Source organism: Arthrobacter sp. SD76, from assembly GCF_049726125.1.
Lineage (GTDB): Bacteria > Actinomycetota > Actinomycetes > Actinomycetales > Micrococcaceae > Arthrobacter > Arthrobacter nitrophenolicus.
The window spans coordinates 82180-95376 of sequence record NZ_JBNBLR010000001.1; the positions used below are offsets into that span (position 1 = coordinate 82180).

The 13197-nt window shown below is 66.8% G+C and carries 12 protein-coding genes and 1 pseudogene; 5 read left to right on the forward strand and 8 right to left on the reverse strand.

Annotation, left to right across the window (positions count from 1 at the left end; genetic code table 11):
- Positions 1-2: 2 nt before the first annotated feature.
- The 8 genes from pabB to ACPEE0_RS00380 all read right to left on the reverse strand — a co-directional run bounded on the left by pabB (position 3) and on the right by ACPEE0_RS00380 (position 6650).
- Positions 3-2075 (reverse strand): aminodeoxychorismate synthase component I, encoded by a 2073-nt coding sequence (gene pabB, locus ACPEE0_RS00345; RefSeq protein ID WP_009357397.1) that lies wholly within the window; start codon positions 2073-2075, stop codon positions 3-5.
- Between the two features lie 16 nt (positions 2076-2091).
- Positions 2092-2214 carry a type B 50S ribosomal protein L36 gene (ykgO, locus tag ACPEE0_RS00350; protein WP_009357396.1) on the reverse strand — a complete coding sequence of 41 codons (123 nt, stop codon included), beginning with the start codon at positions 2212-2214 and terminating at the stop codon, positions 2092-2094.
- A 42-nt stretch (positions 2215-2256) separates the two neighbouring features.
- The gene (locus ACPEE0_RS00355; RefSeq protein WP_009357395.1) at positions 2257-3276 is read right to left on the reverse strand and encodes a GTP-binding protein; all 1020 of its coding nucleotides are present in this window, start codon (positions 3274-3276) and stop codon (positions 2257-2259) included.
- A gap of 56 nt (positions 3277-3332) precedes the next feature.
- The gene (locus ACPEE0_RS00360; RefSeq protein ID WP_035752316.1) at positions 3333-3872 is read right to left on the reverse strand and encodes a low molecular weight protein-tyrosine-phosphatase; all 540 of its coding nucleotides are present in this window, start codon (positions 3870-3872) and stop codon (positions 3333-3335) included.
- Between the two features lie 145 nt (positions 3873-4017).
- Positions 4018-4641: a LysE family transporter gene (locus ACPEE0_RS00365; RefSeq protein ID WP_009357393.1), complete on the reverse strand. Its 624-nt coding sequence runs from the start codon at positions 4639-4641 to the stop codon at positions 4018-4020.
- A gap of 37 nt (positions 4642-4678) precedes the next feature.
- Positions 4679-5071 (reverse strand): type II toxin-antitoxin system VapC family toxin, encoded by a 393-nt coding sequence (locus tag ACPEE0_RS00370; RefSeq protein WP_354175750.1) that lies wholly within the window; start codon positions 5069-5071, stop codon positions 4679-4681.
- 200 nt (positions 5072-5271) lie between these two features.
- Positions 5272-6090 (reverse strand): methyltransferase domain-containing protein, encoded by an 819-nt coding sequence (locus ACPEE0_RS00375; protein ID WP_009357391.1) that lies wholly within the window; start codon positions 6088-6090, stop codon positions 5272-5274.
- Between the two features lie 47 nt (positions 6091-6137).
- Positions 6138-6650: a MarR family winged helix-turn-helix transcriptional regulator gene (locus ACPEE0_RS00380; RefSeq protein WP_009357390.1), complete on the reverse strand. Its 513-nt coding sequence runs from the start codon at positions 6648-6650 to the stop codon at positions 6138-6140.
- A gap of 192 nt (positions 6651-6842) precedes the next feature.
- Here ACPEE0_RS00380 and ACPEE0_RS00385 point away from each other — a divergent pair.
- The 5 genes and pseudogenes from ACPEE0_RS00385 to ACPEE0_RS00405 all read left to right on the forward strand — a co-directional run bounded on the left by ACPEE0_RS00385 (position 6843) and on the right by ACPEE0_RS00405 (position 13185).
- Positions 6843-9039, forward strand: a pseudogene (locus ACPEE0_RS00385) (MMPL family transporter).
- 48 nt (positions 9040-9087) lie between these two features.
- The gene (locus ACPEE0_RS00390) at positions 9088-9312 is read left to right on the forward strand and encodes a hypothetical protein (RefSeq protein ID WP_407710212.1); all 225 of its coding nucleotides are present in this window, start codon (positions 9088-9090) and stop codon (positions 9310-9312) included.
- A 252-nt stretch (positions 9313-9564) separates the two neighbouring features.
- Positions 9565-11436, forward strand: a complete 1872-nt coding sequence (dnaK, locus tag ACPEE0_RS00395; protein WP_354175746.1) for a molecular chaperone DnaK — start codon at positions 9565-9567, stop codon at positions 11434-11436.
- 3 nt (positions 11437-11439) lie between these two features.
- Positions 11440-12123 carry a nucleotide exchange factor GrpE gene (locus ACPEE0_RS00400; RefSeq protein WP_407710211.1) on the forward strand — a complete coding sequence of 228 codons (684 nt, stop codon included), beginning with the start codon at positions 11440-11442 and terminating at the stop codon, positions 12121-12123.
- A 90-nt stretch (positions 12124-12213) separates the two neighbouring features.
- A complete protein-coding gene (locus tag ACPEE0_RS00405) occupies positions 12214-13185 on the forward strand; it encodes a DnaJ C-terminal domain-containing protein (protein WP_205753931.1) in 972 nt (323 codons plus the stop codon).
- Positions 13186-13197: the final 12 nt, after the last annotated feature.

Below are 13197 nucleotides of genomic sequence, written 5' to 3' on the forward strand. Positions count from 1 at the left end.
ACTCAATCCCCGGGGAACTCCGCGCCCAGCGTGGACAGGACCCCGTAGGCCTTGGTCCGGATCTCCTCGTACTCCTCGTCCGGCACGGAATCCGCGGTGATGGCACCGCCGACGCCGAGCGTGAGTTCCGCCGTTCCGTCACCCGGGGCATTGACCACCAGGGTGCGGATGGCGACGGCGAGATCGGTGGCGCCGTTCAGCGAGAAGTAGCCAATGGCGCCGGAATACAGCCCCCGCGGGCCTTCCTCCAGCCGGTCGAGGATGGCCATGGTGCTGATCTTGGGCGCCCCGGTCATGGAGCCGGCGGGGAAGCAGGCGGCCACTGCCTCCGCCCGCGAGGAGCCGGGCAGCAGGCGGGCGTCTATGGTGCTGACCATCTGGTGCACGGTGGCATAGCTTTCGATAGCGCACAGCCTGCTGACCGTGACCGAGCCGGGGACCGCGAAGTGGCTGAGGTCGTTCCGCAGCAGGTCCACGATCATGATGTTCTCGGCACGGTCCTTCAGTGAGGTGGCGAGGTCCGTCCGCAGCCGCGCGTCCTCCTGCGCATCGGCAGCCCGGCGGCGGGTCCCCTTGATGGGTTCGGCGCGCATGCTGCCGTCGGACGCGATCTTCAGGAACCGCTCCGGCGAGGTGCTTGCCACCGTCACCCCGTCCAGCCGGAGGAAACTTGCGAAGGGTGCAGGGTTCCGGCCGCGGAGGGCAAGGTAAATGCGCCACGGGTCCACGGCAGCGGCGGGAACGCGGGCCTCAAGCGTGGTGGTCAGGCACACCTCGTAGGTGTTGCCCTCGGCGATCTCGTGCTGCGCGGCGGCGATCTTCTTCCGGTAGGCCTCGCCGGTGTCACGGCTGCGGAAGGCGGGGGCCTGGGGAAGTACGACGGCGGTGCTGCCGCCGTGGTCCGGCGCGGCAGCCTGGTGAACCGCGGCGGCCGCAGTCCCCAGCCAGTCCTCCGCGTCAGGTGCGTCAAGGGCCAGGAGCCAGGCGGTGCCTTCGGCGTGGTCCAGGACCACGGCACGGCCGGCAAAGATCAGGGCGGCGTCCGGTGTAGCGGCGGGCAGGTCGGTGCCGCCCGTTTCACGCTTGAGTTCGTAGCCCAGGCAGCCCAGCCAGCCCAGGGTGAACTGTCCCGGGTAGCCTTCCGGCGCGCGGACCGCGCGGCGGCCCCACACCGTGTCCAGCCAGCGGAAGAACTGCCCGGTGACCCTGACGGTTGCGGAACCGGCGCTGATCAGGCTTTCGCCGGACCGGTGGGTTACCGATTGCCCGAACGTGCCGCCGTCGTCCGCCATGATGCTGAACCGGCTGCGCTCCGCTGCGGTTCGTGCGGAAGCATCGTCCGTGTGTGCCACACCCGCTGCTGCCGTTCCGGCGTTGGAGGAGTCCAGCCAGACCGCATTGGCTGAGCCGCCGTAGAGGGAATGGAAGAGCGCCGCGGAATCAGGGCGCTCGTCCAGCCGCTCGGCGCGAAGGCGGAGCCCGCGGCGGGCGGAGAGCTCCGGGGCCAGGACCGGGGCCAGCGCCGGAAGGTAGGGGAGGAGCCGCAGGAGGTCGACGACGGCGGAGCCGTCGGCCAGGTTCTGCACGCGGACGTCGGCAAGCGCCGGCACGTCATCCCGGGCCAGCCATGCGTCTTCCTGCGCGGCCCACTGGTCCCAGTAGGGTTCGTAGGTTGCGCCGTCGCGGTCCAGGGCCCTGGTCCGGCGGACGTCGTCAGGGGATTCGGCCCAGATCACGGCGTCCAGGAGCGGCCGGGCTTCTGCCGCGGCGGCACCCACGCCTTCGACGATGACGATCTCGGCGGGAAGCGTGACCCGGGGGCCGCCGTCGTCATGGTTTTCCCAGTCCCAGCCCACCCACGTCGCCGCTTCGCCCCTGTGCAGCGGGGTGAGGACGGTGGCGACGTAGCGTTCCACGCCGGCGGCCAGGCCGTTCCAGCCGGGGTAGATGTCCTCAAGATGGAACAGCGAGACCTTGTGGTGGGCGCGCAGCCGGGCAGCCAGTTCGACGGCGAGGGTGGTCTTCCCAGCGCCCGAGCGCCCGTCGATGGCGATGATGACGGGGGCTGGGCTCATGGAGTAGAGCGTACCTTTATCCCTGCCGGGCTTTCATCCGCGGGTCCTTCTTGTTAATCACGAACGTCCTGCCGCGGCGCCTGACGATTTGTGCGCCGGGGATCTTCTTCAGTGCCCGCAGTGAATTCCGTACTTTCATGGTGTCCTCCTTGGTTGGTGGGGTTGGGTGGTGGTCGGCAGGTCAGCTCGCGGGCCGCAGGGCGAAGGGGTCGGACAGGACCGCGCCGGCCGCCAGTTCGTCGTCGGTGAGCTCGCAGTCCCGCAGCAGCCGCTCGAACTCCGCCGGGTCCAGGCCCTCCCCGGTCGCTGCCAGGACCGTGGCGGCGGGACCCGGCGCACGTCCCGCCTGCTCCGTCGCGGCAGGTTCTTCCGGCCACTTCCCGGTGTTTTCGAGCCAGACGCGGGGGCCGATGCCCTGGATGGCGATGCGGCACTCGGGCGCGGACGCAACCCACAAGTGGCCTTGCAGGACGCAGCAGCCCTCGGCGAGCGTGCCCAGGACCTGGCGGAACCGTCCCGGATGCAGGGGCCGGTCCATGCGCTGGACCACAGTGACAAAGGGTGAGGCCGCGGCATTTGCTGCCGAGCGGCGGACCTGGATCGTTCCTGCTGCACGGTGGGCATGCGGTGCGAGTTCCCGCAGCAGGTGCAGGCCGCGCTCGCGGCCTGCGGGATCGGCCGGAACGATGTCGGGCTCCGCCACGAGGACGGTATCCGCGAAGGCCAGTTCGCCCAGCAGGAACTCGCCCGGTGTCCTCTCGTCGTCTGCCACGGGGGTGAAGCCGGACTCGAACAGGGTGTGCGGGTCCCAGATGTGGTCCTCCAGGGCGTCCGGCGCGAGGGCAATGATGGCCGAGGAAACCGTTGCCGGCCGGCTGAGCCCGCGGTTGAGTGCCGTGACTGCCACTGATGCTGGAACCGCAGGCGGAAGGCCGATGATGATCGGGCCTTGTGCTGATGCAGCCAGGCGGTCGATCGCCGGCACCAGGTCCAGGCGTACCGCGCAGCTGAGGCCGCCGTGTTCGAGGATGGTTTCCTCGTATTCGACGGGACCTGCGGCGTCAAAGACCCGCCGGATGACCAGCCCGTTCTCCAGCAGGTCATGGAAGACCACGAGGCTCCCGGGATGTTCAGCTGCCAGGTCCCCGCAGGCTTCGCGGCGGCAGAGGGCATCAAGGGAACTCACAACGATGAGGTGCATGGCGAAGAGCCTAATTGAGAACCGTTCTCAATTGCAAGATAAAGCCGGGTGGGTCCTCAACTGCCCTGCCGCTGCAGCTCCGCGTCCGAGGAAACGGCCGCCTTGACGTGCTCCACGATCCCCGGGAGCGCCGCGTGGATCTGGTGCCAGACGGCGTCGAAGTCAGCATGCCCCCCGTACCACGGGTCCTCGATGCCCTGGTCCAGCAGGTCCTTGCCGGCCATTGCTGGATCGAAGCTTCGGAGCATGCGGATCTTGCCCAGCGACTCCTGGTCCGGCGCCGCCTCGCTCAGCCAGGCGTAGTGGTCGATATCGAGCGCCAGGATGAGATCCCGCTCGCGGAACCATTCCGGGAGCCATTCCCGTGCGATGTGAAGCTCGGACGCGAGTTGCGTGGCCGCGAGCCGGCGGGCGGCACGGGGGTCGATGGGGCGCCCTGCCTCGTAGCCCGTGGTGCCGGCCGAGTCCACCGCCACCAGTCCGTCCAGCCCTTCGCGTTCCAGCGCGGCCTTCAGCATAAGTTCCGCCATGGGGGAGCGGCAGATGTTGCCGGTGCAGACGGCGATGACGCGGTATGGGCTCGACGCTGAGTTCATGATGCTAAGCATGCGCGCTTTCCGGCCCTATGGCTAGCGGGTGGTTCATAAAAATTGACCGGTTTGTAAAGATGCATGACGAACCCGCCGAAGGGGTATGTAGTGAGGTTGGGTGCTGCGATGCCGGGGATTGGTGGGCCCGGGATCAGTGAATCAGGGCGAGGAGGATCCCGACGGCGACAAACAGCACGCCGAACACCTTGCTCAGGACCAGCTGTCCCCGTGGCGTCTGGGTGAAGCGCTGGAAAGACCTGGCCGCTGCGGCGAAGAAGAACCACATCACCAGGATGTCGATCGCCACGATGGTTGCGGTCAGCACAGCGTACTGCGTCAGCAGTGGCTGTTCAGGCCGGATGAACTGGGGAGTGAAGGCGAGGAAGAAGACGATGGCCTTCGGATTCAGCAGGTTGACCCAGAACCCGCGCCGGAAGATCGACCAGGCGGACTCGTTCCGCAGTGCCGCTGCCTGCTCCTCTTCAAGGCTCGGCTTGCTAAGGAACTGCCGGACGCCCAGATAGATGAGGTAGGCGGCGCCCGCGTAGCGGATTACGTTGAAGGCCACCGGCGAGCTGGCAACCAGCACGCCGACGCCGAGTGCCACGATCACCACGTGCACCACCAGTGCGGCCTGCTGCCCGAGGATTCCCCAGATGGACCGCCGGAAGCCGGCATTCAACGAGTTGCTCATGGTGTTGATGGCTCCGGCGCCCGGGGTGAAGCTGATCAGGGCACCGGCGCCGGCCAGGGCCAGCCAAAGGGAAAATTGCACCTGTCAATCCTACGCGGCAGGGGGCCGGTGGCGGGGGTCACCACAGGGTGGCTACGGGGCCGTACGCCTGGATGTTTTCGTCTGCTGTGACGAGGGTGAAGCCTTCCACCATGGCTTGTGCAGCCAGCATCCGGTCAAAGGGGTCTTTGTGGTCCCAGTCGAGCTGGCCGGCGGCAAGGGCATGGTCGGCGCTGATGCCGATTTCAGCGGCGTAGAGGTGTGAAAGCTGCCGGCCAAAACTGGAGACGATCGCCGCTCCGGCCGGCAGTCTTCCCTGCCGGTGCTTGTAGGAGAGCTCATAGGCGGTGACCGGCGAAACGAAGACCTGGTTTTCAAGTTTGGTGATCGCATTTTTGGCTTTGATTGAGAGCCTCTTGGGCTCGGCGAGTGCCCAGAGGAACACATGGGTGTCCAGCAGCAGCTGCAGCACCCGTCAATTCCCATCTCGTCATCCGTCCACGGCTCATAGAAGTCATCGGGGATGTGGAGGGGGCCGAGGAAGCCCAGTTCGCGCTTGTGGGGCCGTTCGATCTTGACCAGCCGTGCAACCGGCCTTCCGGCCTTGGCAATGACAACGTCCTCGCCGCGCACGGCATAAGCTTCGGCCCAGAATTCGTTGTCCCCGCAGGCCTAAGCCCGGGCGATGACCTCCCCATTGGGGATGAGGAACCAGCCGTCGTCGGTTGAACCCCATCGGTGCCATCCGGCGGAGATCCGTGCCAGGTCCGCGGGGTTGGCGAAGCCGTACTCCAGCGCCTGCTCCGCGAATGCTGAGTGCAGCACCCGCTCGCCCCAGACGCGGGCCTGCCACCGGCGCTGCTGTCCTGTGGCGTACAGCCAGTTGCTGCTGGAGGGGGCAACGTCCGTGAACCCCGCCGACTGCGCCCAGCTGACCAGCCGCCGTCCGGCGTCGGGCTCTGCCCCGTTGCGGCGCGCAATGCGCTGGTACAGGTCCATCCATTCGTCGAGTTCCGGGATGGCCGGGTACCAGCTCATGCCGTGGAAATCGGCGTCGCGCACGGCAACGATGCCGCCCGGCTTGGCCACGCGGCGCATTTCGCGGAGGGCCTCCACCGGGTCGGTGAGGTGCTGCAGCACCTGGTGGGCGTGGACGACGTCGAACGTCTCGTCCTCGAACTCGAGGTCGTAGATGTTGCCGGCCACGAATTCCACGTTCGGCACCTGGCGTTCGACGGCGAGCGCCTGGGCCTGGACGATGATGTCCGGTGAGCGGTCCAGGCCGGTGACCTTGCCGGGCGAGACGAGGGCGGCGAAGTCGCAGGTGATGGTGCCCGGTCCGCAGCCGACGTCGAGCAGGTCCGAGCCGGGGGTCAGGTGGGGCAGGACAAAGGCGGCGGAATTCTCGGCGGTCCTGGCGGCATGGGCGCGGACCACTGACTCGTGGTGGCCGTGCGTGTAGACGTCTTCTTCGGGCTGCTGGGCACTCATAACCAAACGCTACCCCTCACGCCGCGGCGCGGAAGGATTTCGCCAGCCTAATCCGCCGCGGATTCTTCGCGCGCCGCCACCGTGGCTTCCACCATCGCGGTCATGAACCGCGAGACGGTTTCCAGCTCCTCCTCGGAGAAGTCCGCCATGGCAGTACCCATGCGGCGCGAGAGGGGCTCGAAAATGGCCCCTCCCTCCTGGAAGGCCTTGGGCGTCATCTTCAGCTGCACCTGCCGCCGGTCGGAACTGCCGCGCTCACGGACCACGTGGCCGGAGCTGTCCAGCCGGTCAATCAGCGCCGTGGTAGCGGGGGAGCTAAGGTGCAACTCCTTGCGGAGGAGTCCCGGCGTGACCGGATTTCCCTTGGCCGTGTGCCGCATGATCACGGCCAGAGCATTCAGGTCCGTGCGGTGCATGTCCTTCCTGCCGCCGGCCGTGTCCACGTACCGGTTGGCCTCCAGCGTGAATTCCTGCAGGAGCCGGACGAGGGGATGGGGGCCGCCATTCTGCCCAGGGACTGCCGGAGGGCGCGGCGTGTCCGCGGGGCCGCTTGCTGCCATGGCCGCCTCCTCTTTCCTTCTGGTGGGCATCACCGCCGGGTTTGCCCAGCCGTACTGACGGATACTACTTCAGCCCCGCCGTGCGTGCCTTGATGGCGAGCTCTAAGAAAAACCTTGATGGACACTTATCTCTACTATGGAGATAGTCTACTCTGGAACTAATGTTCGTGTGAGGTACGTCCGGAAGGCATCATGAAACACAAAACCGTAAGCAGAGAGCGCGTTCCGTTCTGGCTGCGCTGGCTGGTCCCCGTCATCCTGGTGCTCACGTGGCTGGCGCTCGCCGGCGTGGGCGGCCCCACCTTCGGGCGCCTGGAGGAGGTTTCCTCCAACGACCAGGCCTCCTTCCTTCCGGCAAGTGCCGAGGCCACTGCCGCGCAGGACTGGCAGGCCAAGTTCCGGGACTCCGACGAGGTGCCGGGCGTCATCGTCATCGAAAGCGATGAGCCGTTCACTCCCGCCCAGCTGGGTGAAGTGGCTGCCCTTCGGACTGACCTGGAAGAGCTGAAGCTGGGCAGCGCGGTGATTGGGCCCATTCCGTCGGAGGACGGCAAGGCGGTCCAGTTCATCGCACCCATCAGCGAGTCCGAGGTGGAAGTGCAGGAGGCGGTGAAGGAACTCCGCGACCTCGTAGCTGAAGCTGCCCCTGAGGGGATGCGGACATTCGTGACCGGGCCCGCCGGCCTCGCGGCCGACCTGGTGGCCGCTTTCGCCGGGATTGACGGCATCCTCCTGCTCGTGGCGCTCGCCGCTGTGTTCGTCATCCTGCTGGTGGTGTACCGCTCGCTGCTCCTGCCTTTCATGGTGCTCCTGACCTCGGTGTTCGCCCTGTGTGCCGCCATCCTGCTGGTCTTCGGCATGGCGCAGGCGGGCTGGATCCAGTTGAATGGCCAGAGCCAGGGGATCCTCTCCATTCTGGTGATCGGCGCGGCCACCGACTACGCACTGCTCTACGTGGCGCGCTTCCGTGAGGCGCTGACCCACACCACCAACCGGACGGCCGCGGCGCTGACGGCCTGGCGGACCTCTTTCGAACCCATCCTGGCGTCCGGTGCCACGGTCATCATCGCCCTGCTCTGCCTGCTCTTCTCGGACCTCAACTCCAACAAGGCACTGGGGCCGGTGGCAGCGGCAGGCATCATCTGCTCGCTGTTCGCCGCACTCACGCTGCTGCCCGCCCTGATGGCGCTCCTGGGCCGTGCCGCTTTCTGGCCGTTCCGTCCCAAGCTGGCCTCGGCTGACGAGCGCGAGCCCGAGCTGGTTACGGGGCTGGAGGGTCAAAAAAGGGCTGTGGCGGGCAACCGGTGCATTGGTGCAGCGGCGTCCGCGGACCATCTGGATCGCGTCGGTCCTGCTGCTGGCCGCGGCCTCCGCCGGCGTCCTCCAGCTCAAGGCCAATGGTGTTCCGCAGACCGACGTCATCCTCACCGCGTCCAATGCGGTGGACGGCCAGGACGCGCTGGCCCGCCACTTCGACGCCGGCAGCGGCAGCCCCGCCGTCGTGGTTGCGGACGAAGGCAAGGCACAGGAAGTGCTGGATGCGGTGAAAGCGGCCGACGGCGTGGGCGAGGCCTACCTGCTGGCTGAAGGCAGCGTGCCCATCACCGGCGCCCCCGGAACCCCCAGCGAGCCCGACGTCCGCGAGGGCAAGGTCCTGATCAATGCCACGCTGAACTCCGCGGCGGACTCCCTCGAGGCCGAAGAAGCTGTCAAGGCCCTGCGCGTGGACGTCAAGGCCGTGGACCCGGGTGCCCTGGTGGGCGGCGTCACCGCCACCGCGCTGGACACCAACACCACGGCCCAGCGTGACCTGGTGATCATCATCCCGGTGGTCCTGGTGGTGATCCTCTTTATCCTGATGCTGCTGCTGAGGTCCGTGTTGGCACCGGTCCTGCTGGTGCTCTCCGTGGTGCTCTCCTACGCTGCAGCCATGGGTGTGTCCGCGCTGGTGTTCAACAACATCCTTGGCTTCCCGGGTGCCGACGCCACCGTGCCGCTGTTCGGCTTCGTGTTCCTGGTGGCCCTGGGCGTGGACTACAACATCTTCCTGATGAGCCGGGTCCGGGAGGAGTCCCTGAAGCACGGCACCCGCCCGGGCATCCTCCGCGGCCTGGGCGTGACCGGCGGGGTGATCACGTCCGCGGGCGTGGTGCTCGCGGCCACGTTCGCGGCGCTGGGCGTCATTCCCATCATGTTCCTGGTGCAGCTGGCCTTCATTGTTGCGTTCGGCGTCCTGCTGGACACGGTGCTGGTGCGCTCGCTGCTGGTGCCTGCGCTGGCTTACGACATCGGCCCGAAAATCTGGTGGCCCGGCAAGCTCTCCCGGCCGGAGACTGAAGAACGGCCGGACCGGGACGAAGCCCTGTTGGCTAAAACTCCTGCTGGGTAGACTGCCAATGCGCCCGCACGGACGCGGACTCGAAGGAGAGACGTCGCCATGACTGAAAGCCACGAAGCAGCCTTTGATGAGCACCCCCGCCGCGGCAGCACGGAGCCGGGGCTGGAAGGCGAAGGCGGCCAGTACGGGGAGGGCGACCTCGAGAACCCCGCCGAGGACTTCCGGAACGAGGATGCCGTCCGTGAAGGCCTGACTGACGGGCAGGTCATGTCCACCTCAGAGGAGCGCGGTCCGCTGCACGGCGATCCGGACGCCGAGCGGTAGGCGCCACGGCGGAATTAGCCCGGCGGCAGGTTCACCCCTAGCGAAAGGGTGAGCCGCCGTCGGGCTTTACCGTGTCCCGGAATCCGCGCCAACACGGGGAGGGCAGCCTCAGGCCGGAGAGATGCCTAGCAAAGAGTTGAGCGTGGTCGACTCAACTTTGCTTGACATCGTCGAGGCCCTGAGTAAAGTTGAGTGCAGAACGCTCAATTAGCGGGCGCCAGCAAGTTTCCAAGGAAAGAAGGAAGCAACACAATGTCACGTGCAGTAGGTATCGACCTCGGAACCACCAACTCCGTCGTCTCCGTTCTCGAAGGTGGCGAGCCCACCGTTATTGCCAACGCCGAGGGTGGCCGCACCACGCCGTCCGTGGTTGCATTCTCCAAGTCCGGCGAAGTCCTGGTTGGCGAAATCGCAAAGCGCCAGGCAGTCAACAACATCGAACGCACCATCTCGTCCGTCAAGCGCCACATGGGCACTGACTGGACCAAGGCGATCGACGAAAAGAAGTACACCCCGCAGGAAATCTCCGCGCGTATCCTCATGAAGCTGAAGAACGACGCCGAGTCCTACCTGGGCGAGAAGGTCACCGACGCTGTGATCACCGTTCCCGCCTACTTCAACGACGCCGAGCGCCAGGCAACCAAGGAAGCCGGCGAGATCGCGGGCCTCAATGTCCTGCGTATCGTCAACGAGCCCACCGCCGCAGCCCTCGCCTACGGCCTGGACAAGGGCAAGGAAGACGAACTCATCCTGGTCTTCGACCTCGGTGGCGGTACGTTCGACGTCTCCCTGCTGGAAGTCGGCAAGGACGAAGACAACTTCTCCACCATCCAGGTGCGCGCCACCGCCGGTGACAACCGCCTCGGCGGCGACGACTGGGACCAGCGCGTGGTTGACTACCTGCTGAACCAGCTCAAGGTCAAGGGCATCGACCTCTCCAAGGACAAGATCGCCCTGCAGCGCCTCCGCGAAGCTGCCGAGCAGGCCAAGAAGGAACTGTCCTCCTCCACCAGCACCAACGTCTCGCTCCAGTACCTGTCCGTCACCCCCGACGGCCCGGTCCACCTGGACGAGCAGCTGACCCGCGCCAAGTTCCAGGACCTCACCAAGGACCTGCTGGAGCGCACCAAGAAGCCGTTCCACGACGTCATCAAGGAAGCCGGCATCAAGCTGACGGACATCAACCACATCGTGCTGGTCGGTGGCTCCACCCGTATGCCTGCCGTCTACGACCTGGTCAAGGAACTGGCCGGCGGCAAGGAACCGAACAAGGGCGTCAACCCGGACGAGGTCGTTGCCGTTGGTGCCGCCCTGCAGGCCGGTGTGCTGAAGGGTGAGCGCAAGGACGTCCTCCTGATCGACGTCACCCCGCTGTCCCTCGGCATCGAGACCAAGGGTGGCGTGATGACGCACCTGATCGAGCGCAACACCGCCATCCCCACCAAGCGGTCCGAGACCTTCACCACGGCAGATGACAACCAGCCGTCCGTGGCCATCCAGGTCTTCCAGGGCGAGCGTGAGTTCACCCGCGACAACAAGCCGCTGGGCACCTTCGAGCTCACCGGCATCGCCCCGGCACCCCGCGGCATCCCGCAGATTGAGGTCACCTTCGACATCGACGCGAACGGCATCGTCCACGTCTCCGCGAAGGACAAGGGCACCGGCAAGGAACAGTCCATGACCATCACCGGCGGCACCGCGCTCTCCAAGGAAGACATCGACCGCATGGTCCGTGACGCCGAGGAGCACGCAGCCGAGGACAAGGCCCGCCGCGAGGCCACCGACACCCGCAACACGGCCGAGCAGCTCGCCTACTCCGTGGACAAGCTCATCGCCGACAACGCGGACAAGCTGCCGGAAGAGGTCAAGACCGAGGTCCAGGCCGACGTCGACAGCCTCAAGAAGGCCCTCGAAGGCACCGACGATGCCGCTGTGAAGGCTGCGTTCGAGAAGCTGCAGGCTTCCCAGACGAAGCTCGGCGAGGCCATCTACTCCCAGGCCGGTTCGCCCGACGGCGCCACCGGTGCCGCAGGTGCCGAAGGCGCAGCAGGGCCGGAGGGGTCCAAGGCCGACGAGGACATCGTCGACGCCGAGATCATCGACGAAGACGAAGCGAAGAAGTAAACCATGCCGCACCACGGTAACGAGGAAGAGCACAACTCATCCGCGGGCCAGCAGGGCGGCGCCTCCGAACCGGTCATCCGGGACAACCGCAAGGTTGACCCGGTGACCGGCCAGGCACGGCACCCCGAGGGCAGCCAGTCCGCCCCCGAATCCGGAGCCGACGCCCAGGATTCGGACGGCGACGCACTGGCCCAGGCCGAGGAGATCCTCAACGGCATCGAGGTGCCCGCCGAGGAGTCCGTGGCCCAGGGGGTTCCGGCTGGCTCCGGCAATGCAGAGGCGGTCGAACTGAAGAACGATCTCCTCCGCCTGCAGGCCGAGTACGTCAACTACCGCAAGCGCGTCGAACGCGACCGCGCCGTGGCAGGGGAGATGGCCGTCATCGGCGTCCTTAACTCCCTGCTTCCGGTCCTGGACGACGTCGACGCCGCGCGGCAGCACGGCGACCTGACCGACGGTCCCTTCGCCGCGATCGCCACCAAGCTGGAGAACGCGCTGAAGACCTACGGCCTGGTCCGCATCGACGAAACCGGCGTGGAGTTTGACCCCACGATTCACGAGGCCCTGATCCAGCAGCCCGGTGAGGACATCGAGGTTGACACCGTCAGCCAGGTGCTCCGCTCCGGCTACAAGTCAGGAGAACGCGTCCTCCGCGCAGCCCAGGTGATTGTGGCGGTCCCTGCGTAGCATTACCTTCGGTGGTTGAGTCTCGGTGGTTGAGCCTGTCGAAACCCTGAGGCTCAACCACCGACCCATAACTTTTGAAAGGAAACGCCATTGGCTAGCCAGGATTGGGTGGACAAGGACTTTTATAAGATCCTTGGTGTTGCCAAGGACGCTTCCGACGCCGATATCAAGAAGGCTTACCGGAAGCTGGCCCGCGAGCACCACCCTGATACCAACGCGGGAAACACTGCCTCCGAGAAGAAGTTCAAGGACATCTCCGAGGCCTACTCGGTGCTGTCCGATCCCGAGGAACGCCAGCAGTACGACGCCATCCGTGCCATGGGTGGCGGTGCCCGGTTCGCCCCCGGCAGCGCCGGCGCCGGCAACGGCGGGTTCGAGGACCTGTTCGGCGGCCTCTTCACCGGCAATACGGGCCGGCATGCGGGCGGGTTCAACCCTGCCGCGGGCGGGATCCCGCCCGAGTTCGCCGACCTGTTCGGCGGCGGCTTCGGCCAGACCGGCTTCCAGCGGGCCCCGCAGAAGGGGGCGGACCGTACCGCCTCCACCAGCATTTCCTTTGCCGGTTCCATCCGCGGCACCACCATCGGCCTGCGGGAACCCAGCGGTGAAGTGATCGACGTCCGGGTTCCGGCCGGCATCAAGGACGGCCAGAAGGTGCGTGTCCGCGGCAAGGGCCAGCCGAGCCCCGCCGGAAACGGCGACCTGGTGGTGTCCGTCTCGGTCCAGCCCCATCCGTTTTACACGCGCGACGGCGACAACCTGCGGATCCACGTCCCCGTCACCTTCCCGGAGGCTGCGCTGGGTGCCGACATCGAGGTGCCCACCATCGACGGCGATAAGGTGCGGGTCCGCGTTCCGGCGGGGACGCCGTCGGGCCGTACCCTGCGGGTGAAGGGCAAGGGCGTGAAGACCTCGAAGGCGACCGGCGACCTGCTGGTGACCATCGACGTCGCGGTCCCGAAGAACCTGAACAAGGAAGCCGAAGCGGCGGTCAAGGCGTTTGCCGAGGCCACAGCCGGTTCGGACGTCCGAGAGGGCCTGGCCGCCAAGGCCCGGCTCTAGCAGCGGAGGTGT